Origin of the sequence: Vibrio superstes (assembly GCF_003569005.1) — a bacterium.
Classification (GTDB): Bacteria; Pseudomonadota; Gammaproteobacteria; order Enterobacterales; family Vibrionaceae; genus Vibrio; species Vibrio superstes.
In genome coordinates this window covers 813,102-834,269 of the sequence record NZ_BCUR01000004.1, presented here as the reverse complement: position 1 = coordinate 834,269, position 21,168 = coordinate 813,102, and the positions used below count along the sequence as shown (strand labels likewise).

18 protein-coding genes and 2 pseudogenes are annotated in these 21,168 nt (G+C 46.2%); 5 read left to right on the top strand and 15 right to left on the bottom strand.

The window, feature by feature from the left end; genetic code table 11:
- Positions 1 to 25 precede the first annotated feature (25 nt).
- The 5 genes from malZ to yfbV all read right to left on the bottom strand — a co-directional run bounded on the left by malZ (position 26) and on the right by yfbV (position 5,657).
- The gene (gene malZ, locus D5I41_RS11845; protein WP_119009948.1) at positions 26 to 1,867 is read right to left on the bottom strand and encodes a maltodextrin glucosidase; all 1,842 of its coding nucleotides are present in this window, start codon (positions 1,865 to 1,867) and stop codon (positions 26 to 28) included.
- Between the two features lie 123 nt (positions 1,868 to 1,990).
- Positions 1,991 to 2,785 (bottom strand): ABC transporter ATP-binding protein, encoded by a 795-nt coding sequence (locus D5I41_RS11840; protein ID WP_119009947.1) that lies wholly within the window; start codon positions 2,783 to 2,785, stop codon positions 1,991 to 1,993.
- Positions 2,782 to 3,699, bottom strand: a complete 918-nt coding sequence (locus D5I41_RS11835; RefSeq protein ID WP_119009946.1) for an ABC transporter permease — start codon at positions 3,697 to 3,699, stop codon at positions 2,782 to 2,784. Before D5I41_RS11835 ends, D5I41_RS11840 begins: the two co-directional genes overlap by 4 nt.
- Positions 3,700 to 3,928: 229 nt before the next feature.
- Complete coding sequence (locus tag D5I41_RS11830; RefSeq protein WP_119009945.1) at positions 3,929 to 4,894, bottom strand: ABC transporter substrate-binding protein; 966 nt, start codon at positions 4,892 to 4,894, stop codon at positions 3,929 to 3,931.
- A gap of 310 nt (positions 4,895 to 5,204) precedes the next feature.
- Positions 5,205 to 5,657, bottom strand: coding sequence for a terminus macrodomain insulation protein YfbV (gene yfbV, locus D5I41_RS11825; RefSeq protein WP_026012921.1), 453 nt, complete (start codon positions 5,655 to 5,657; stop codon positions 5,205 to 5,207).
- Between the two features lie 331 nt (positions 5,658 to 5,988).
- Between yfbV and D5I41_RS11820 the strand changes: the two genes are divergently transcribed.
- On the top strand, positions 5,989 to 7,185 hold the full coding sequence (locus D5I41_RS11820) for an acetate kinase (protein WP_119009944.1): 1,197 nt from the start codon (positions 5,989 to 5,991) through the stop codon (positions 7,183 to 7,185).
- Between the two features lie 94 nt (positions 7,186 to 7,279).
- Entirely contained in the window at positions 7,280 to 9,412 is a 2,133-nt protein-coding gene (gene pta, locus D5I41_RS11815; protein ID WP_119009943.1) for a phosphate acetyltransferase, read from the top strand.
- A 59-nt stretch (positions 9,413 to 9,471) separates the two neighbouring features.
- On the opposite strand, the gene D5I41_RS11810 is transcribed toward pta, so the two are convergent.
- From D5I41_RS11810 to D5I41_RS21640, 4 genes and pseudogenes are all read right to left on the bottom strand, one after another.
- Complete coding sequence (locus D5I41_RS11810) at positions 9,472 to 9,765, bottom strand: YkgJ family cysteine cluster protein (RefSeq protein ID WP_119009942.1); 294 nt, start codon at positions 9,763 to 9,765, stop codon at positions 9,472 to 9,474.
- Between the two features lie 92 nt (positions 9,766 to 9,857).
- Positions 9,858 to 10,100: a GlsB/YeaQ/YmgE family stress response membrane protein gene (locus D5I41_RS11805; RefSeq protein WP_119009941.1), complete on the bottom strand. Its 243-nt coding sequence runs from the start codon at positions 10,098 to 10,100 to the stop codon at positions 9,858 to 9,860.
- Between the two features lie 288 nt (positions 10,101 to 10,388).
- A pseudogene (locus D5I41_RS21645) lies at positions 10,389 to 10,838 on the bottom strand (Tim44 domain-containing protein); the annotation flags it as partial.
- 45 nt (positions 10,839 to 10,883) lie between these two features.
- A pseudogene (locus tag D5I41_RS21640) lies at positions 10,884 to 11,264 on the bottom strand (Tim44 domain-containing protein); the annotation flags it as partial.
- Positions 11,265 to 11,507: 243 nt separating this feature from the next.
- Between D5I41_RS21640 and D5I41_RS11795 the strand changes: the two are divergent.
- On the top strand, positions 11,508 to 12,431 hold the full coding sequence (locus D5I41_RS11795; protein ID WP_065598415.1) for a YeiH family protein: 924 nt from the start codon (positions 11,508 to 11,510) through the stop codon (positions 12,429 to 12,431).
- A 3-nt stretch (positions 12,432 to 12,434) separates the two neighbouring features.
- Here D5I41_RS11795 and D5I41_RS11790 read toward each other — a convergent pair whose 3' ends face one another.
- From D5I41_RS11790 to D5I41_RS11765, 6 genes are all read right to left on the bottom strand, one after another.
- A complete protein-coding gene (locus D5I41_RS11790; protein WP_119009939.1) occupies positions 12,435 to 12,635 on the bottom strand; it encodes a hypothetical protein in 201 nt (66 codons plus the stop codon).
- Positions 12,636 to 12,764: 129 nt separating this feature from the next.
- A complete protein-coding gene (gene menE / locus D5I41_RS11785; protein ID WP_235868909.1) occupies positions 12,765 to 14,192 on the bottom strand; it encodes an o-succinylbenzoate--CoA ligase in 1,428 nt (475 codons plus the stop codon).
- 10 nt (positions 14,193 to 14,202) lie between these two features.
- Entirely contained in the window at positions 14,203 to 15,198 is a 996-nt protein-coding gene (menC, locus tag D5I41_RS11780; RefSeq protein ID WP_119009937.1) for an o-succinylbenzoate synthase, read from the bottom strand.
- Between the two features lie 49 nt (positions 15,199 to 15,247).
- A complete protein-coding gene (menH, locus tag D5I41_RS11775) occupies positions 15,248 to 16,045 on the bottom strand; it encodes a 2-succinyl-6-hydroxy-2,4-cyclohexadiene-1-carboxylate synthase (RefSeq protein ID WP_235868908.1) in 798 nt (265 codons plus the stop codon).
- An 18-nt stretch (positions 16,046 to 16,063) separates the two neighbouring features.
- Positions 16,064 to 17,767, bottom strand: a complete 1,704-nt coding sequence (gene menD / locus D5I41_RS11770) for a 2-succinyl-5-enolpyruvyl-6-hydroxy-3-cyclohexene-1-carboxylic-acid synthase (RefSeq protein WP_119009935.1) — start codon at positions 17,765 to 17,767, stop codon at positions 16,064 to 16,066.
- Positions 17,764 to 19,068, bottom strand: coding sequence for an isochorismate synthase (locus tag D5I41_RS11765; protein ID WP_119009934.1), 1,305 nt, complete (start codon positions 19,066 to 19,068; stop codon positions 17,764 to 17,766). Before D5I41_RS11765 ends, menD begins: the two co-directional genes overlap by 4 nt.
- 228 nt (positions 19,069 to 19,296) lie before the next feature.
- Here D5I41_RS11765 and D5I41_RS11760 point away from each other — a divergent pair, with 228 nt between their 5' ends.
- Together D5I41_RS11760 and yfbR are read left to right on the top strand one after the other, a co-directional pair.
- Positions 19,297 to 20,511, top strand: a complete 1,215-nt coding sequence (locus tag D5I41_RS11760; protein ID WP_119009933.1) for a pyridoxal phosphate-dependent aminotransferase — start codon at positions 19,297 to 19,299, stop codon at positions 20,509 to 20,511.
- Between the two features lie 56 nt (positions 20,512 to 20,567).
- A complete protein-coding gene (yfbR, locus tag D5I41_RS11755) occupies positions 20,568 to 21,155 on the top strand; it encodes a 5'-deoxynucleotidase (RefSeq protein ID WP_017027470.1) in 588 nt (195 codons plus the stop codon).
- Positions 21,156 to 21,168 lie beyond the last annotated feature (13 nt).

The window sequence follows — 21,168 nt, the reverse complement described above, 5'->3', positions numbered from 1 at the left end:
CCGTTTCTTTATAGTGTTCAAGGTGTTATAGCTTGATTAGGTCGCACCCTTTACCACTCAGAGTCACCACAAGCTCACCCTTTTCAATAGCTACATTTTTTTGAGAAAGCACGCTTTCAGCCACGCCGTCTTCCAAACCCAATTGCCACACTGGCACACGAAACTCGCTTGGCTTGTCACTATTATTGAATAACGCCACCAGCTGTTCAGCACCAAAGCTTCGCGCAAAGGCTAGTTGCTCATTTTGGTTTTCAAAGAAGTGCAAATCACCACTTTGTAGCGCCTTGTACTTGTGCCTCAATGCCAGCATTTGCTTGAAGAATGGTACCCACTGCGAATGCTCAACACGCTCCCAAGGGAAGGTGCGGCGGTTATCGGGATCGTTCTCACCCTCAAGGCCCACCTCGGTGCCATAGTAAAGACACGGCACACCGATGTACGTCATCAAGAATAGACCTGCTTGGCGCATTTTATCCTCATCACCCTTTAACAAGGTAATAAAGCGCGCTGTATCGTGGCTGTCTAGCTGGTTCAATTGTGCCAACTGATTGTGCCAAGGAACCTTAGCTTTTGCTTCTAGCAGCCATTGTTGGAATTCGTTACTAGACAAGGAAATAGGGTCATACGCAATATCTTGGTTGGCGAAAAATGCGCGTACGGGATGAGCAAACCCATAGTAGTTCATTGCACCATCTTCTTGGTCCCCTTGCAGCCATGAGGTAGCTTCAAAGAAGTGTTCACCAAGAACAAGTGCTTCGCTGTTTTCTTGTTTGGTGGCATCACGGAATGCTTTTACATAGTGCGCATTGTTATAGGCGCCCTTGCCCTCTCCTAGCATGTGAATAACGTCAAAGCGCCAACCATCGATACTGTAAGGTGGACGTAGCCAATGCTTAATAACAGCAGAGTCAGAGTCATAAATATAGTCGCGCACTTCTGGGTGCTCGAAGTTAAGTACTGGCAGGTTTTGAACGCCGTTCCATCCCTCGTAGTTTTGTGATTGCCCATCAAAGAAGTAATAGTCTCGAAACTTGGAGTCAAGGTTATGGTACGCCCCGTCTGTGCCCTTGCCGCTTTTATCAAACCAAGGGTGTTCAGCAGAGGTATGATTAAATACCGCATCCAGCACAATTCTCATGCCACGGCGATGAACCTCTTGGCATAACTCAGCAAGTTGCTCATTATCGCCAATGTGCGGATCAACATTAAAATAATCTGTCGTATCGTATTTATGGTTACTAAGAGAGCTAAATACAGGGTTGAGATATAGGGTTGTCACGCCTAAATCCTGCAGATAATCCAACTTAGAGTAAATGCCTGCAATGTCACCATTGAAGAACTGAACGGACATTGACTCACCATTGTTGATGGGCGTGCCCCATTCAGATTCAACCGCAGGAACCGTCCCTTCTTTGATGCTGTACTCGCCACTGGAAACGCCAATGTCTGGATTACCATTGCAAAAGCGGTCTGGGAATACCTGATAGAAAACCTGACTCTGCACCCAATCCGCAGGGCGATGCTGGGCGTTGAATTTGAAATGAACTTCCTTTGGTGGAATACGATTAGAAACACCGCGCGCATCTAACCAATACTGAGCTGTATTGGTCTGAACCTTGAACACATAGTGTGAGACATCTCTATCTTCATTAATAGGAAAGCGAGCCTGCCATACCTGCAGTCGTCCCTTATCAGCGTCTTTAATCTGAGACATTGGGATATAAAACTGCTCATTGTCCGGCTCATGCCTGATGACGACTTGCTGTATGTTATCAATAGGCTCAACAAACAGTGTTGCGGTTAAATGAGTACCATCAAAGGTGAGGCTATCACTCGATTGAGGATGAAACAGAAATGGGCTTTGCATACAAACTCCGAAACGGAACGATTTGCCCACAAATTAGTGAATTAATAAGGGATAAAAAAGCGCGATCCACCGCATATCAAGGCGAGATCACGCTTTGTAGAGATAATAGAGTAGAGTTATCGGTTAACTGAGTAACAACCCATCATCAGTAAGCTCTTCACCGCGAACTTTACTGAACATTTCCAGTAAATCTGGAACGCCCATATTAGCTCGTTGCTCGCCCGCGACATCCAATACAATCTCACCTTGGTGTAGCATTACCGTGCGGTCACCACAAGCCAAAGCATCTTTCATTGAGTGCGTTACCATCATCGCGGTAAGGTCGAACTCCTTCACTACCTTCTTGGTTAGGTCTATGACAAAAGCGGCCATTCGAGGATCAAGCGCTGCAGTGTGCTCATCCAGCAGTAAAAGTTTGCTGCCTGATAGCGTGGCCATAATCAGGCTTACCGCTTGACGTTGCCCGCCGGAGAGAAGACCAATGCTGTCGCCAAGCCTATCCTCTAATCCCAATCCTAAAATAGCGATACGATCTTGGAATAATTTTCTGCGCTTGCTTGATAAAGCCAAGCTCCAACCACGTCGGTGTCCTCGGCGATAGGCAAGAGCCATATTTTCTTCAATCGTGAGGTCGCCACAAGTGCCCGCTAAAGGGTCTTGGAATACTCGAGCGCATAGACTCGCCCTTTGGTCTACCGAACGGCGCGTGACATCAAGACCATCGATAACAACGTTGCCTCCTATCATTGGAGTTTCACCGGTTACCGCCCCGAGCAGTGTTGACTTCCCTGCGCCGTTTGAGCCAATAACAGTTAAAAACTCATGCTCAGGTACGACAAGATCGACTCCGCGCAGTGCTCGGTTTTCCAGAATAGTGCCAGGATTAAAGGCGACCTGGATATTTTTTAATTCGATCATGCCACCTCCTTACTAGTACGCGCTTGTTGCAATTTCTGTTTCGCTTTATATTTCGCCTTCATCTTCGGCGCAATCAATGCCACAGCAACCAAAACAGCCGTTACTAAGTTGAGATCAGACGCTTGTAGCCCAAACATGCCTGAACTTAGCGCAAAAGCCACCGCCAAACGATACAAGACAGAGCCAACAATAACTGCAGTTACCGCTACCCAGATTCTTCGCCCTGGGATAAGAGTTTGCCCCAAAATTACCGCCGCTAAGCCCACAACTATGGTTCCCACTCCAGATGTCACATCAGCAAAGCTATTGGTTTGCGCAAATAGTGCGCCAGCAAAGCCGACAAAGCCATTAGACAAAGCAAGACCAAAGTAGGTATAGAAAGAAGTACTTCCACCTTGTGCACGTACCATACGCGCGTTTACGCCTGTCGCTCTAAGGCCAAGGCCAAAATCACTATTCAACAGTCGGATAATAAACATGGCGGCAATAAGAACGAGGACGCCCACCACTAAAGGGCGAATCAACATAGGATCGCCAATACTCTCAAACGGGGTAAGGATAGTCTCTTCCCCCAGCAGGGCTACGTTAGGTCTGCCCATAATGCGGATATTGATTGAGAAGGCAGCAATCATGGTAAGAATGGAAGCAAGCAAATGTAAAATGCCGCAACGTACTGCAAGAAAAGCCGTTACCCACCCGGTCATAGAACCCGCCACTATGGCCATTCCTGTCGCCAGCCAAGGGTTGATACCCGAGACTATCGCAGTAGCGGCGACTGCAGCACCCATAGGAAAAGAACCATCTACGCTCAGATCGGGAAAATCTAAAACGCGGAAGGTAAGGTAAACACCTAATGCAACAAGGCCGTACACCAACCCAAGTTCAAGTGCCCCAAAAAATGCAAAAGCAGACATACATACTCCTTCGCTGCTCTAATACCAATCACAGCAAATAAGTGGTCAGAAATAGCGTAGAAAAAACGCGGGATAACAAGGCACAACTTTTTGATAAGTAGTTATTCTACAATCAAAAATTCTAACGCCCTTATCGAGTGCTTTAACAAGCTAGGATGACCCGTTATTTACGACGATTGGTATAAACCCCACAAAGTGGAAAAGCCAGCCCTGAGGCTGGCTAACTTACTTATTTAACTTGGGTAGCTCGAGCTACAACAGATTGAGGAATGTTAATACCTAGTTTTTTAGCTGCCGTTTCGCTGATTGCGATATCAGATCCTTCGGCAATCTTTACATCTAGTGAGCCAGGTTCTTTGCCGTCTAGGATTGCTGCAACATAATCTGCAGTTTGCACACCAACTTGGTAGTAATCAAAACCTAAGCTAGCAATTGCGCCTTTCTCAACATAAGACGTTGCTCCGCCAAATACGGGTTTATTGGCTTGGTTAGCAGCGACAATCATCCCTTCAATGGCACTCGCGACCGTATTATCCGTTGGTGCATAGATAACATCAGCATCCGCAACAATGGCTTGAGTTGCAGACAATACATCTGCACTCTTCAGAGCCGTAGACTCGATAACCGTTAAGCCTTCTTCTTTTGCCGCCGCTTTTAGCAGTTGAACTAGGCTCATTGCGTTGGCTTCGCCTGGGTTGTACACCACACCAATGGTCTGTACACCAGGCAATATTTCTTGGATTAGCTGGACGTGCTGAGCCACAGGAGAAAGGTCAGATAACCCCGTCACATTCTTGCCTGGTTTGTCTAAGTGCGGAACCAGCTTAGCCCCTACTGGATCAGTAACAGCGGTAAACACAATAGGAATATCGCGCGTCGCAGACGCCAGCGCTTGAGCCGTTGGTGTTGCGATGCCCACTAAGACATCAGGATTTTCACCCACAAACTGGCGAGCAATCTGCACCGCGATGGCTGGGTTACCTTGCGCGGTCTTATAGTCGAACTCAAGGTTTTTACCTTCTTCATACCCTTTGGCTTTTAAACCATCGAGCAGGCCTTGTCGCGTTGCGTCTAATGCTGGGTGTTCAACAATCTGAGAGACCGCCACCTTAGCTGTTTTTGCCATAACACTGGTACTAGATAGAAGCGCAGCACCGACTAAACATGCGGTGGCAATCATCTTATTTGTCTTCATTTTCACTCCTTGAATCAGCAAATAGAGCTGAATTAAATGTCCTTTTAGAGGCTAAAATGTACAAACAAGCATCAAATAACAGTTAATTCGATGTTTCTTTAATCAAAACATAGCACTCTAGACATCTATTATTACCAGTAAGAGTTCGAAAACAAAAGCTAACAAAGTGACCTAGCTCTCTTATTTGTGGAAATGTTAAGGAAATGTCACGTAAAAAAGCAATTTGAGGAAAGGGATATGAAACGAGGTGAGCGCACTTCATCAAAAAGCACACTCTAGTAGGGAAGAAAAAGCCGTTTAAAAAGAGAGCCTAGAACCAGCGCTCTAATACGTTTTTATCGAGCTGTCTAAATGCACGATTCAAAAGCTGAGCTAACTCTTTGTAACGAGGTTTTGCTTTGGGTGGCTCGAGCGCTGCCCCTGAATCTAAGATCTTTTGATGGATCTCTCTATACCAGTTAGCAAGTGCTGGGGGCAATTGCGTATTAGAGCGAGTCCCAAGCCACCAGAAACCCTGAACCGGCAAACTAATCGCAAACAGAGCAACGATGATCGCTTGCGACAATCCTGAACCATTCTGGAAGGTCAGTTGCGTTAAGACACTAATAGCAGCAACCGCAGGCATAACTCTTACGCCAAATCGAGTGGCTGTAATAATGCGATGCTCAGGAAACATTGGCGAAAGCTCTTTTCGCATGGGCCAAAGATCCATGTACGTCTGACCGTCTTTCAATCTGTGAAGCATTCCGACTTTCTCAACCATACCCAAAACCGCTAAAAAAAAGTTGAAGATTTAAAAAATAACCACAAAAAATTGATAAAAGATAAAGAAATTTCAATTTTTTTTGTTATATTTGCCTAATATCGCTATCCTTGTCAGCGTCTCGTCCATAGCATCATGCCTAACTACATATTAGGCGAGAGCAAGGCGTGTTAGCAAGGATTGTAAAACGTATCCTGAAAGGTATATACGGTCAACAAAGGGAAATTGTTGCAATTAAAAACAGAGTAGTCTTTCAAAACCGAAATTCGACTACTCTTGAAGACTAAATTCATTCTTTCTGAATAATCAGATGAAATACAGGTAAACAAACATGTCAAAGCTAGTTTTAGTTTTAAACTGCGGTAGTTCTTCCCTTAAATTCGCTATCGTTGACGCGGACAACGGCGAAGAGCATCTTACTGGTCTTGCAGAGTGTCTGCACCTTCCTGAAGCTCGTATCAAGTGGAAACTGGACGGCAAACACGAAGCAGCACTTGGCAACGGTGCGGCTCACGATGAAGCGCTAACTTTTATCGTAGACACTATCCTAGCTTCTAAACCAGAACTATCTGAGCAACTTGGTGCTATCGGCCACCGTGTTGTTCACGGCGGTGAGAAATTCACTGAATCAGCACTTATCACTGATGACGTTGTTAAGGGCATCGAAGACTGTGCAGCTCTTGCACCTCTGCACAACCCTGCTGCTATCGTTGGTATCAAGGCTGCTCAAAAAGCATTCCCAGCACTTCCAATGACAGCTGTGTTCGATACTGCTTACCACCAGACTATGCCTGAAGAAGCTTACCTGTACGCTCTTCCGTACAACCTGTACAAAGAGCACGGCATCCGTCGCTACGGCATGCACGGTACTTCTCACCTGTTCATCGCTCGCGAAACAGCAGAGCAACTAGGTAAACCAGCTGACGAACTAAACATCATCAACTGCCACCTAGGTAACGGTGCTTCTGTTTGTGCAATCAAGAACGGTAAGTCTGTAGATACTTCTATGGGTCTAACACCTCTTGAAGGTCTAGTAATGGGTACTCGTTGTGGTGACATCGACCCTGCTATCATTTTCCACCTACACGACTCTCTAGGTTACACCGTTGATCAAATCAACACTATGCTAACTAAAGAGTCTGGCCTACAAGGTCTAACTGAAGTGACTTCTGACTGTCGTTTCGTTGAAGACAACTACGGTGAGAAAGAAGAAGCAACTCGTGCGATGGACGTATTCTGTCACCGCCTAGCTAAGTACGTTGCTGGTTACACTGCAACTCTAGAAGGTCGTCTAGACGCTATCGTATTCACTGGTGGTATCGGTGAAAACTCTGCTCCAATTCGTGAGATGGTTCTTAACCGTCTTGGCGTATTCGGTATTGAAGTAGACGGTGAAGCAAACCTTAAAGCTCGCTTCGGTGGCGAAGGTACTATCACTTCTGCTGACAGCCGCATCCCAGCAATGGTTATCTCTACTAACGAAGAGCTAGTTATTGCAGAAGACACAGCGCGTCTAGCTGGTCTTTAATCTTTTAAACGGGTGAGGTCTTCCTCATCCGTTTAGTTTTGGTTCAGCTGTCCCCCAGCTGTGACTTTTTATTACATTTCGAGGTCTTCAGACTATGTCTCGTACCATTATGCTTGTCCCTATCAGCGCTGGTGTTGGTCTTACTAGTGTTAGCATGGGTGTTATCCGCGCAATGGAGCGCAAGGGTGTAAACGTTTCGTTTTACAAACCTATCGCTCAGCCACGTACTGGTGGCAGCCAACCTGACCTAACGTCTACCATTCTTGAATCAGCAAACGATATCAAAATCGGTACTCCAACTCCTATGGATGAAGCGCAAGCGCTTATCCGTAACGAGCAAATGGATGTACTACTAGAAACAATCGTTGCACGCTACAACGAAATTAACGATGCAGACGTGACCCTGATTGAAGGTCTTGTTCCAACTCGTAAGCACCCGTTTGCAAACCAAGTAAACGAAGAAATTGCTAAGACTCTTGGCGCAGAGATCGTATTCGTTGCAACCCCTGGCACGTACAATCCATCTCAGCTTAAAGAACGTATCGAAGTTGCAGTATCTAACTTCGGTGGCAAGAAAAACAAAAACATCTCTGGCGTTATCATCAACAAACTTAACGCTCCAGTGGATGAAGCAGGTCGTACTCGTCCTGATCTATCTGAAATCTTTGATGATTCAGATGCAGCGCATCAAGCAAACATCCAAGCGATGGAAATCTTCAACACTAGCCCAGTACGCGTACTAGGTTGCGTGCCTTGGAGTGTTGAGCTTATCGCGACTCGTGCTATCGACATGGCTAAGCACCTTAACGCTGATATCATCAACGAAGGTGAAATCTCTAGCCGTCGTATCAAGAGCATCACTTTCTGTGCGCGCTCTCTACCAAACATGATCGAGCACTTCAAACCAGGTTCTCTACTGGTAACTTCAGCAGACCGTCCAGACGTAATCGTAGCTGCAGCTCTTGCAGCAATGAACGGTGTTGAAATTGGTGCTGTACTTCTGACGGGCGGTTACGACATTCCGAAAGAAATTCAAGGTCTATGTAAGCCAGCATTCGATACTGGTCTACCTATCTTCAAGGCACAGGGCAACACTTGGCAGACGTCTCTTAACCTGCAAAGCTTCAGCGTTGAAGTACCTGCAGACGATAAAGAGCGTATCGAGTTCGTTAACGAGCACGTGGCAAGCCACATCGACGGCCCATGGATCGACTCTCTAACTGAAGGTGTTGTTGCATCTCGTCGCCTAAGCCCACCAGCATTCCGTTACCAGCTAACAGAATATGCTCGTCGTGCTAACAAGCGTATCGTTCTTCCTGAAGGTGATGAGCCACGTACAGTTAAAGCTGCGTCTATCTGTGCTGAGCGCGGTATCGCGACTTGTGTGCTTCTTGGTAACCCAGACGAAATCCGTCGCGTTGCAGCACAACAAGGTGTTGAGCTTGGTGCTGGCGTTGAGATCATCGACTCTGCAGCAGTACGTGAAAACTACGTTGCTCGCCTAGTAGAGCTTCGTGGCGCGAAAGGCATGACTGAAGTTGTTGCTCGTGAGAAGCTTAAAGATTCAGTATTCCTAGGCACTATGATGCTTGAGAACAACGAGGTTGACGGCCTTGTATCTGGTGCGGTTCATACCACAGCAAATACTATCGTTCCTCCGTTCCAAATCATCAAGACGGCACCTGATGCGTCTATCGTTTCTTCAATCTTCTTCATGCTTCTGCCTGATCAAGTATTGGTATACGGTGACTGTGCAATCAACCCAGATCCTAATGCGGAACAACTGGCTGAAATCGCAATTCAATCTGCTGATTCAGCAGCGGCATTCGGTATCGACCCACGCGTTGCAATGATCTCATACTCTACTGGTGAGTCAGGTAAAGGTGCAGACGTAGATAAAGTACGTGAAGCCACTAAGCTTGCTCAAGAGAAACGTCCTGATCTTATCATTGACGGACCTCTACAGTACGATGCAGCGATCATGGAGAACGTAGCGGCTTCTAAAGCACCTAACTCTCCTGTAGCAGGTAAAGCAACTGTATTTGTATTCCCAGACCTAAACACTGGTAACACAACTTACAAAGCAGTACAGCGTTCAGCTGACCTAGTATCTATCGGTCCAATGCTTCAGGGCATGCGCAAGCCAGTTAATGACTTGTCTCGCGGTGCACTAGTAGACGACATCGTTTACACTGTTGCTCTAACAGCAATTCAAGCAACTCAGTAATTTTTACTGTTTGCTGAAATGAAAAAGGGTCGGTATAAACCGACCCTTTTTATTGGAAGCTAATCTCTAGGTTGCCATTCGTTGCGACACTCATACGAACCCATCTCGAATTCGCGGCAAATCCATGGGCGGTTTTCATAGATAGTGCACATGAGTGTCTCTCTATCCACTGCAGAGCACCATCCGTCATCTAGACGAAGCATGGTCTCCCCTCCCCACTTATCCCTTGCTATATGCTCTTCAGGGACGCCTGTATCGGTAATGATCATTACTTCTAATCGACAACAACAAGCGCGACAAGTGCTACAACTGACTTCTGGTTCAGACTCTTGCTTAACTGGGATAGTATCCATGGCACTCTACTTCTAAAAATCTTGCCGCATCATACGTCAATTGCACTGTGATATCGAAATGTTCTGCCGATGTAAGGTGCACTAAAGGCCCTTTAAGCCTTTTTCACTAAGCCAACAATGTACAGTAGCAACACCGCACCTACGGTAGACATAACCAAAGATCCCACTAGGCCACCTGCGGTCAAGCCCAAGATCTTAAAGATAAAGCCACCGAAGATTGCGCCAAGGATGCCGACCACAATATTACCAACTAAACCAAAGCCGCCGCCCTTCATAAAATTGCCAGCCAACCAGCCAGCTAACGCACCTATCAACAAAAACAGAATAAAGCCCATAACGTGCATACCCTCTTGATGGAATCAGACTGTAAGGTTAGTTGAGGATTGCTGGGATGGAAAATAGGTAAATTTGGCGTGTGTTCGTATTGAAGACGCAGGATAGCCGCCTTGTGGCTTCCAGCATGACGAAGTGGTACAACGGAAGTTAAAGACGTCATTCCAGCCTTGAGCTCGAATCTTATACCAATCACGGACATCCACGAGCCCAGTAACAACACCAATATCCAGACGAAAAAAAGCCTGAGCATAGCTCAGGCCTTTGAAAACACGTTGACGCTAGTGGAATTAGTTAGCTTGAATACCAACAATCAACCAAGGTGCGTTTTGCTCTGTCAGATCACGCTCAAGGTGCCAGATATCGTTGATATCTTCTTCCACGCCTTCAATGGTGTCGCGATAACGACCAGAGAACTGCAGGCTAAGCTGTGCCTTGCTAGCATCGTAGTCTGCACGAACAATTTCAGCATCCACGAACATCACGTCTGTGTGTTGCTCACCTTGCAGTGAAGCTCGCTCAGATTTCAGGTCATCGAACAAACTTGCCGATACATATTCACGAATCGTCTCAAGCTCATTATGGTTCCATGCGCCCTGAAGGATGCGGTAGTGTTCACGTGAGCCGTTCACAAACGCTGCATGGTCGAAACCCGGCGGATAGTTGTGTGGCACATCAGATTGCGCAGTGCTACCAAATCCAGTACCTGGAGCAGGCTGTGAGAACGGTTGAGGCTCTGCTTCCTGTCTGAACTGAGTGTTGCTCTGTGGGCCGTTTGAGTATGCCGCGCGTTGCTGATTCATACTACTGGCTTTCGAGCCCAGCATGCCTCGCAAGAATTTAAATGCAAAGAATGCAATCAAACCCATGATCAAGATATCCATAAACTGGATACCTTCAAATGCTCCACCAAAGAACGCAGCAAGAAGACCACCCGCAAGTAGTCCTCCCATCAAGCCACCCATTAAACCACCCTTGCGAGAAGTTTGTGTGCCCTTGTTGTTCAGTGAATTAGTGTTTGTAGGTTGAGCCCTTTGCGCAGGAGCTGTTTTAAAGCTCTTACCAAATGACTTACCGCCGCCAAATCGCTTTGCTTCAGATACTGGTGTGTACACCATAGATACTGTCACGAGCAACATAGCCATAATCGAAAAAATGCGTTTCATATTCTCTCTTTTGTTTTTAAGAATCTGCTCAATATTACCTATTAGAGTTCAAAATTTGAACTTAGTTTCGACATTGAGTTGTTAAAGTTTATTGCAATATCGCACTGGATCACACTCTTTTTAATCACCACATGGAATATACGTTATTTTGTATAGAACTTTGAGTACTAAAAAGCACATTAATTCGCGAAATTTAGTGGCGCTGGTTATCATAAAGAACTGAATTTTCAAGACATCGAATCCATGCAGCAGTTCTCTAAGTCCCATATCCCATTTTTTGTGGTGTTAGTCCTTTGTTTCACTCCGTGGTTGCAATCCCCTTCAGCCCTCGTTTTAGGATTAATTCTCTCACAGCTCGGTTGGGTGCCGACCAATGTTCCTATTGCCAAGTGGACCAAAAAGTTGCTGAGTTATTCAATTATTGGACTCGGTTTTGGGATTTCCCTTTCTGAAGCGTTTAAAGCAACCTCCAGCGGGATCGGCCTCATCGTGACCACCATCTTTGTTACGCTGATACTGGGCACCTGGATCGCTATCAAGATAGGCCTAGATAAGAAAACGGGTTACCTAATCTCTAGTGGTACCGCTATTTGTGGTGGTAGTGCGATTGCCGCAGTCTCGCCTGCAATCAATGCCAATGCAAACCAAACTGGCTTAGCGCTCGCCGTTGTGTTTGTTCTCAATTCTGTGGCGCTGTTCGTATTTCCTGTCATCGGCCATGCTCTGAATCTAGATCAGCACACCTTCGGGGTTTGGGCTGCCATTGCTATTCACGATACATCTTCGGTAGTGGGTGCTGCTGGCGCATACGGCGAAGAAGCGCTAAGAACAGCTACAACCCTAAAACTTGCTCGCGCATTGTGGATCATCCCTGTCGCTCTTGGCAGTGCATGGTACTTTGGAAAAGGAAAACAGAAGCTACAAATCCCAACCTTTATATTTCTATACATTGCAGCGGTGGTTGTGAGTGATCTTTTGCCTCAGTTTGAGACTCTTTATCAGATGACCTTCTCTGTCGCTAAGCAAACACTGGTCGCGTGTTTATTCTTGATTGGTTCTGCAATCTCCTTGGAGCAAGTTAAAGAGGCAGGGTTGAAACCTTTATTATTCGGTGTAGGGCTATGGCTGGCAATTTCTATTGGTACGCTTGTATGGTTACTTTACTAAAAGCTAAAGCACCTTGTCATAGTGGCTCGGTTTAACACGAGACAACATACGATGACTGCTTTTTTGGGCATTAGTACGACCAAATTTGATAGCAATACTGAGCACTAAGACGAAGCCTACTGCCACAGCGATTGAGCCGACGAGGCCATTGTCGAAGAGTGCGATAGCAAGGGATAAAGCCACTAGAGCCCACAATGCATACATAATTCATTCCATTTAGCGAAGGGAGGTCCTTCGATTCCTTGTTTACTGGAATAGAATTATGACGCTATGCGAGAAGATTAAAAAATCACCTTTTGCTCTAAGTCATAACAAAATGATGTTAAGTGATGATTATTGCCATGTACGAAGAAGCCAGTCTCTCAATTGTGCCCGAGAGACCTTAATGCCTTGCCCAAGCAATTGCGCAGGGATGGTGTAATACGCAATTGGGCGTTTAAAGCCCTGCAAGTGAGATTGGCACAGCGTATTAAGTTCAAGCTCGAAGGAAGCGCTTAGCTCTGTTCCATCAAGTGAGAGAGTGGCAACAGGTCGATGCCCGAAGACCCTATCCGCAACCGGCACAATAAAGGCTTGTTGGACATACGGGTGCTTGAGTAAGACTCTCTCAATCTCTTCACAATGGACGTTCTCACCACCAGAAATAAACTGGTTATCCGCTCGTCCAAGGATGACTAACTCGTCATTGCACCATTGTCCAAGGTCTTTGGTATCAAACCAGCCGTCAACTAACGAAAGCGGATATAATTTGCCCTTTCGCCAGTACCCTGCAGCTAGGGTCTCTCCACGAACGAATATTCGCTGCTCCTGCACCTTAAGTTGTCGATGGTTAAGGATGTTACCGGTCGTATCATTCTCATCCACACGCTTAGCTGTCACTGTGGACGCCATCTCAGTAAGACCGTAGCCTGCCCAAGTATCAATTCCATGTTCCTTGGCTAAACTCGCCAACTGATGCGGTATGATGGATCCGCCAAGCAAAACACGCTCTAGCTCAATGGTTTTGTTTTCCTCTAGCACCCTCAGCAATTGCGTTGGCACCATCGAGGTATGAGTCACCCCATCAAGAGCCAATCCTTTTCCTTGTTTCAAACGCAGACAACAACCGCTCAGTAGCCATCGCCAGATTATAGCAAGACCAGAGACATGAAAAAGGGGCAGAGATAGAAGCCAAGTACTGTTGTGATCAAAACTGAATTCGTCTTTTAACCCGCAAGCAGAAGCAAGGTGGCTCTGCGCCGTATGCGCTACAGCCTTGGGATCACCCGTCGAGCCAGAGGTGAAAATCAAACTCGCAATGTTCGATGAACAAAATTGACCGTGACGCGGTTTCTTCTCATCTGTCGGTTCAGAGAAATCAATAACAAGGGTGTTTGGAAGTACAATGGAGTGGTCTTGAATAGAAGGACAAAAAAAGCAAGCCGAACTGCTTAGTATCGCGCTTCGTTTCATCAGCTCCGTAAGGGGAAGGGCGGGTACAAAAGCCACAATGATGCCACTTTCCAAAGCAACTAGATAAACGATTAAGCACTCAAAGGAACTGTGGGCAGTCACCACCAATAACACATCGCCGCTTTCTAAGCCTTGAGAAAAAAACTGTTTTTGAACACTGGCAACATAGCCAGCTAACTGATTCCAAGTATAGTCATGAGAGGCAGTCTGTAGTGAAGGCGTGTTTGCAGTAGTTGGATTTACTACCCCTTCCCCATCAGGCGAGTTGCTCCAATAGGAAAGAGGTGAGCACAGCTCGAAGTTAGACACTAACAAAGGGCTATTCCGCGCTCTGGTGCCAAACTAGGGTTTGAGAGCTAAGACTTCTCACTGGCAGTTCACTGCCAGGCCACGACGTGTGGAGCTGCTCTTTAAACAGTTGTAAGGTATCTAAACCCGGTGTTGTCATTGGGGTAAATTGATGAGCAAAACGCGCCAACTGATCGAGCCCTAAGCTCGATTCGATACTTGAGCTTACCACCGCCATTAGACCTGCAGCTTGTGCCTTTTCAATCAACTGAATGCAACGCTCAATATTGCCAATCAGCATTGGCTTGATCACAATGGCTTTAGCGCCAGTTAAAAACTCTAGATTGAAATCTGGGTTCATTACACCGTTTTGTAGTGTCTCATCCCAACCAATAGCAATACCCGTTTCAATAGCAAAAGTTAAGCTTTCTCCGGGGGCACGGCAGGGCTCTTCAATGTACTGAATACGCGAGCGCTGTGATGGCTTGATTTTTTTTGCAAACTGCTTTGCTTTATCCAAATCCCAAGCTCGGTTAGCATCAAGTCTAAGTTGTAAATCAGGCACCGATTCCAAAAACAAACTGACTAGCATTCCATCACGAATAGGCTCATACAGGCCCACTTTGATCTTAGCCACCTTGTCACCTTGCATCGCATCAAGCGCTGGGATCAAGTCGTCAGGATCGCCATTGCACAATGGCGCAGCTTGATAGTTTCCTTCTTCACCCAGTAAGCCTTTCAGTTCATACTCGGCCATAGATAAACCGAATGCTACAGAAGGATAATGACAGGTGCTATTTAGAGGCTCACCTGCAATCCACTTTTCAAGTCGAGCGACGATCTCGACAAACGCTTGGTCCATGCTTTCATGACTAAATCCAGCTAGGGGGGCAACCTCACCATGGCCAACACGGCCATCTTCAAATAATTCTACAACCCAACCTTCTCGTTGGGTCAATCGTTGTTCACGCAATATAACACCGCTATCCATCTCTAACTGATAACGGTATAAATTAGCTTTTCTCATAATTATTGTTTCCTAAGCCAACATTGGTGGAAGCACCAATCGGGGGGCATCATAACGAGTCTGTGTCTCTAAGGGATAAGAGCTGAGTCAATTTTCTGGCATATTTGTTAGGTTGATCCTTATGAGCATTGTGTCCGGCCCCCGAAACTACTTCATAATCAACCTTGCTAGACTCATACAACCGACAAAACTTCTCGTCATTCTCTCCTGCAATATAGTAGATCTTATGCTTTGAGCTTTGCAGTAATGGTAACAAGTAGTCTTGTTTAGCCAGCGAAGTCGCCGACAGTACCTCAGCTAATGCCTCGCCACTGTTGTTTAAGCGCTCTTCAATCACCCCCTGTCTTTGCTCAAAAGTAAGTGACGAAAATACGCCCTGCTGATACCAATCACTGAGCACTTCGTTGAGGGGGTGCCCTCTAAAACGAGTAATCCAGTGGACGTCATTTTCCCATCGTGACTCTCTCTCTGACTCTTGTTGCAGGCCAAAGTTTCCGCCCTCGATCACAAATCCGGCAATCGAACATTCATCGGCATCAAGCTTGACAGCCAAATGCATCAGCAATCGCGCTCCAAGGGAATACCCGACTAAGAACAAAGGAATGCCGTCGTCAGGCAGGTATCGTAGCTGTCCCTTTATAGCATCGACAAAGCCCTTGAAGTCTTTGGGACGTATCTGTTTAGCACTGCCGTGTCCGGGAAGGTCTAAGGCATACACATCGACACTATCCGGAAGATATTGAATTACAGGTTTCCAATCAGCACTGCTTCCCAAAAAACCATGTACAAAGACTAGGCGCGCCGTCGGTGTACTTGTTAAAGCCTTAAATGGGGATAATGATGACATTTTACTAGACAAGGGCAATCAGTGCCCTTTGCAAGCAGTAACCAACGCTTTTATATGATTAGAGGCCTCATTAGGTGGAGTGATGACCTCAATCAGCACAGAGCGAGAGCCTGAGGCATCGAAATCTGCAACAACTTGCTCCAGCTCATGCCAGTTTTTAGGTTGCTCATAGCGCATACCGAACTGGTGGGCAGCGTGTTTGAATTGATAACCGTGAGGCATCTGATATAGGCGCTGCTTGTGGTTTTCATCCACGGGCAACATATCAAAGATAGCGCCGCCATCATTGTTCAGTGCCAATACGATACAGCCCTTATCTGCTATCAATGAGAGGGAATTAAGGTCATGCAGTAGAGAGGTATCGCCAATAAACGTTAGGGTGGGTTTGCTTGAGCCTTCCGCCACTCCAGCGCTAGTGGCAATAATGCCATCAATCCCTGATGCTCCCCTATTTGAATAGGCTTCGACATTTAAGTTTTGAGAAACCATATCAATAAGGCGCACGCCAAGGCTGTTACCAAGGAACAGCTGATAGCCATCGATTATATCCGAGAGTCGATGCGCTATCTCTAATTCAGTAATGTCGCTACGGCATAGGTTACCAGCCTGACTGGCAACCTGCGCGGAGTAGGACTTCAAATCATCAGCCCAATTCTGGTTTAGCGAGGAAAGCCGTTTATCCACATGCCATTGCGCTGAAAATCGCTGCATGGGCAGATAGTCAGGGTTTAAAGAACCAGCCTCATCGCTGAGCAATGCATACGCCGCAAAATCCTGCTCCAGAACCCGCTGCTTTAAAAACGCCAATAAGCGCTTTGACACTAGCCGAGCACCAAATTGAATAACCAGTTCACATTGTGCTAACTGAGCTTTTGCTCTGTCATTATGAAGCCATACATCATAGCCTTGCCACTCAGAGCTAATACCTGATTGAGGATCGCACAACAGCGGCCAACCTAATTGCTGAGCCAGTTGTTTGACCTTCAGTGACTGCTCATAAGAGAGTCGGCCAACAATAATTACCCCTTTGAGGTCTATATGAGCATCTAGAAACTCAGCAAAGACGTTAGAGCGAGCACTGGGCTCTTTTTGCACAAAGGTTTCGCGGGAGTTGAGCCAATTCACAGGCAGATCTTCTAACTGTGACAACGAAGGGCAATCTTCTACATAGAGAGGTTCAGGAAACGGACAGTTAATATGTACAGGCCCCCCCTTCTCTCGCTGTGTAGACAGCACTTCATCAAACTGAGAGAGCAACCAACGCACATTTACCAAAGCGCTTGGACTTGGCAGGTTTAATGCAGAAACGACATGAGTTGAGAACAAGCCTTGTTGAACTATCGCTTGATTCGCGCCGACCCCAACCAGTTGTATTGGCCTGTCAGCGGTCATTAAAATGAGTTTTTCGCCAGTAAGGTTTGCCTCAACAACCGCAGGCAATAAGTTGGCAACCGCGGTTCCAGAGGTGACAATAACAACAACCGGGGTTTGAGTTGCCTTAGCAAGGCCCAAAGCAAAAAAGCCCAGGCCGCGCTCATCAAAATGAGTGTGCAGAGTGAGATTGCTTTGTTGGATAGACTCAAGGGCTAGCGGTGTGGAGCGAGATCCTGGCGCAATACACACATGCTTGGCGCCAAAACGGGTCGCTTCTTCAAGTAGAACTGCCGACCAAACTCTGTTTACTTGTGCTTGAGATAAGCCATCAAGGGACAGCCGACTCATGAAGCCTGTTCCAATACGCTTTGCTCTGTGATGAGGCTAAGTAGCGTCGACATTTTCTTATCTAATTCTTGCCATTCATGTTCAGCTTGAGAGCCTGGGACGATGCCAGCACCCGCAAACAAATGCAGGTTATCCTCTTGCACTAGAGCACTACGAATAGCCACACAAAACTCTGCACTTTGCTCGCTAATATAGCCTACAGAGCCACTATACCAAGCTCGCGAGAATGGTTCATGACGTTCAATAAACTCTAGGGCTAGACGTCTAGGTAGTCCTGCGACTGCCGCTGTCGGCTGCAGCGCTTGCAGAAGTCTTCCTCTGTCTGCGTGCTTGGTTAGCTCTGCTTGTATATGACGCTTTAGATGTTGAACACGACGAAGGCGAACCAAGCGAGCTTCACCTTCTACCTCAATGTTTGAGCAAAAGGGTGCCAAACTTTCGACAATATCATCCACTACATACTGATTCTCTTGCAGGTTCTTTTTGTCGTTAATCAGCCAATTCGCCAACTGCAGATCTTGTGCTGGGTTGCTGTGTCGACCAATGGTGCCTGCTAGTGCTTCGGTTTCAATCAGTTGACCACGGCGACTGTATAATCGCTCGGGTGTCGAACCAATAAACGAATGGCCCTCTTCTAGCTGGAATAGAAAGTGAAAACTGTGGCGGTTTTGTTTACGACTCAAGGCTAGTAATTCGATGCCCTGCAGCGCAGAGTCTAGCTTGATGGTCGTTTGGCGAGCCAAAACCACTTTTTTCAAATCACTGTTATGGATAGTCTCCAATGCCAGTTCGACATTATCATTCCATAATTCTTTATTTGGGGTATGTAAGACGTCACTAACTGCTGGCATGTGCTCAGAAAGCGACATTGTATCGCCATTGAGACGATAGACAGCACGGCGCACGGCATCTCTATCTTCCATCAAGTTAGCCGCTAAGAACCAATCCTGCTTTCTTCGGACGAGTTCAATATGAGGTAAAAAGAAGAATGAACTCAGACAACGCCCTTTATTCTCTTTATAAGGGAAGGCATACCCCCCCCAAATTCTCTGGTCCTGATTGAGTACCGAGTAGGCAGGGTTGATCTCGTTAAACGTTCTAGCTTGGCCCAATGCGACCACTTCTTCGGTGGTATCACGAGACTGCCAATAGAATTTTGGAAACAGAGATTGGTTTCCCATCCATGGCAGAACAGAATCGGCACACAGCTTTTCAATGGCCACCTCTACACGGCAGACATCTCTCGGTGCGGATTCAACTTGTTGGGCGAGCTGTTTAATAGCATTTGCAAGATGAGACAATGTGACCTCTAACTCTCTATTTTCTCTTAAGATTTACCCTGTTCATGCGCATACTCTAGGGCGACTGATTAGCCAAATCAAGCAGGACAACTACAATTGTAGAGCAAACATAAATTTAAGCTCTGAAATGGGCGTAACTCAATGGTTTGGGTACAGATTTTTCTACTCAAAATTACCAATTTGGTGTAATTTGACACTATTAACATCGATAAACTCTAAGGGTTAACAATGAAAAATATCGAGATGTCATCAAAACTCGATAATGTATGCTACGACATTCGTGGTCCCGTACTCAAACATGCTAAACGCATGGAAGAAGAAGGGCATAAAATTCTTAAACTAAATATCGGCAACCCCGCCCCGTTTGGTTTTGATACCCCTGATGAAATTCTAGTCGATGTACTGAGAAATCTACCAACCTCTCAGGGTTACTGTGATTCTAAAGGTATTTACTCTGCTCGTAAGGCTGTGGTTCAGTATTATCAAAGAAAAGGGCTACGTTCATTAGACGTTGAAGACGTTTACATGGGTAACGGTGTTTCTGAGTTAATCGTAATGGCGATGCAAGCCTTGCTAAATAATGGCGACGAATTACTGGTACCTGCGCCTGATTATCCTTTGTGGTCTGCAGCAGTATCCCTATCTGGGGGTAACCCAATTCATTATCTATGTGATGAGCAATCTGATTGGTTCCCTGATATCGAAGATATCAAGTCTAAGATCACACCCAAGACGCGTGGTTTGGTTCTGATCAACCCTAACAACCCTACCGGAGCGGTCTACAGTCGCGATCTATTGCTGCAAATTATTGAGGTTGCTCGTGAGCACAACCTTATTATCTTTGCCGACGAAATCTACGACAAGATCCTCTACGACGGAGCTACTCACACCTCTATTGCCACTCTGGCAGACGACGTGGTGATGGTCACCTTCAATGGTCTATCAAAGGCCTACCGTATTTGTGGCTTCCGTAGTGGTTGGATGTTCATCACCGGTCCCAAGCACCTTGCAAAAGGCTATATTGATGGCTTAGACATGCTTTCGTCTATGCGACTGTGCGCCAACGTACCTATGCAACATGCCGTGCAAACCGCATTAGGTGGCTATCAAAGTATCAATGAGTTGATACTGCCGGGTGGTCGACTTCTGGAGCAACGAGACAAAGCGTTTGACATGCTCACCTCTATACCCGGCGTGTCGTGTGTCAAACCCAAAGGTGCACTGTACCTGTTCCCTAAATTAGATCCCAAGATCTACAAAATCCATGATGACCAAAAAATGGTGCTAGACTTTTTGAAACAAGAGAAGGTGCTATTGGTTCAAGGTTCAGGGTTTAACTGGCCTAAACCTGACCACTTTAGGATTGTCACCTTGCCGCATATCGAAGACCTCGAAGTGGCGATAGGACGCTTCGAGCGCTTCATTACGCAGTACACACAATAACTTACGTTAAAGAGGCCTAGTGCCTCTTTTTTTGTCTTACTACAAGGTTGATTAGCATGCACAAAGAAAGCCACTTTTTTGCCCACTTAGCTAGAATGAAGCTTATTCAGCGCTGGCCATTGATGCGCTCTGTCTCTAAGGAAAACATCTCAGAGCACAGCCTTCAGGTCGCATTTGTTGCTCATGCACTTGCTATCATCAAAAACAAAAAATTCGGTGGTAATGTCAACCCTGAACACATTGCAGTACTCGGCATGTATCACGACAGTAGTGAGGTTCTGACTGGCGATCTCCCTACCCCAGTCAAATACTACAATCCTTACATTGCCAAGGAATACAAAAAGATCGAGGCCGCAGCGGAAGAGAAGCTTCTGTCTATGGTTCCAGAAGAATTAGTCGATGACTTTAAGCCATTTCTTATTAGCGGAGAAGCCACAGACGAAGAGCACTCGCTAGTAAAGCAAGCTGACTGCATTTGTGCCTATCTAAAGTGTCTGGAAGAGCTTTCAGCCGGTAATCATGAGTTTGCAGCAGCAAAGCGACGTTTAGAGCAAACACTGCAAGAGAGGGACTCTCCGGAAATGTGTTATTTCCTAAAAACCTTCTCCGCGAGCTTCGAGTTGACCCTTGATGAGATCAGTTAATCTAACAAAGTAG

Bases quoted from the DNA above. Each gene is read 5' to 3' on its own strand.
- malZ (WP_119009948.1), bottom strand. From the start codon at position 1,867: ATGCAAAGCCCATTTCTGTTTCATCCTCAATCGAGTGATAGCCTCACC.
- D5I41_RS11840 (WP_119009947.1), bottom strand. From the start codon at position 2,785: ATGATCGAATTAAAAAATATCCAGGTCGCCTTTAATCCTGGCACTATT.
- D5I41_RS11835 (WP_119009946.1), bottom strand. From the start codon at position 3,699: ATGTCTGCTTTTGCATTTTTTGGGGCACTTGAACTTGGGTTGGTGTAC.
- D5I41_RS11830 (WP_119009945.1), bottom strand. From the start codon at position 4,894: ATGAAGACAAATAAGATGATTGCCACCGCATGTTTAGTCGGTGCTGCG.
- yfbV (WP_026012921.1), bottom strand. From the start codon at position 5,657: ATGGTTGAGAAAGTCGGAATGCTTCACAGATTGAAAGACGGTCAGACG.
- D5I41_RS11820 (WP_119009944.1), top strand. From the start codon at position 5,989: ATGTCAAAGCTAGTTTTAGTTTTAAACTGCGGTAGTTCTTCCCTTAAA.
- pta (WP_119009943.1), top strand. From the start codon at position 7,280: ATGTCTCGTACCATTATGCTTGTCCCTATCAGCGCTGGTGTTGGTCTT.
- D5I41_RS11810 (WP_119009942.1), bottom strand. From the start codon at position 9,765: ATGGATACTATCCCAGTTAAGCAAGAGTCTGAACCAGAAGTCAGTTGT.
- D5I41_RS11805 (WP_119009941.1), bottom strand. From the start codon at position 10,100: ATGGGCTTTATTCTGTTTTTGTTGATAGGTGCGTTAGCTGGCTGGTTG.
- D5I41_RS11795 (WP_065598415.1), top strand. From the start codon at position 11,508: ATGCAGCAGTTCTCTAAGTCCCATATCCCATTTTTTGTGGTGTTAGTC.
- D5I41_RS11790 (WP_119009939.1), bottom strand. From the start codon at position 12,635: ATGTATGCATTGTGGGCTCTAGTGGCTTTATCCCTTGCTATCGCACTC.
- menC (WP_119009937.1), bottom strand. From the start codon at position 15,198: ATGAGAAAAGCTAATTTATACCGTTATCAGTTAGAGATGGATAGCGGT.
- menH (WP_235868908.1), bottom strand. From the start codon at position 16,045: ATGTCATCATTATCCCCATTTAAGGCTTTAACAAGTACACCGACGGCG.
- menD (WP_119009935.1), bottom strand. From the start codon at position 17,767: ATGAGTCGGCTGTCCCTTGATGGCTTATCTCAAGCACAAGTAAACAGA.
- D5I41_RS11760 (WP_119009933.1), top strand. From the start codon at position 19,297: ATGAAAAATATCGAGATGTCATCAAAACTCGATAATGTATGCTACGAC.
- yfbR (WP_017027470.1), top strand. From the start codon at position 20,568: ATGCACAAAGAAAGCCACTTTTTTGCCCACTTAGCTAGAATGAAGCTT.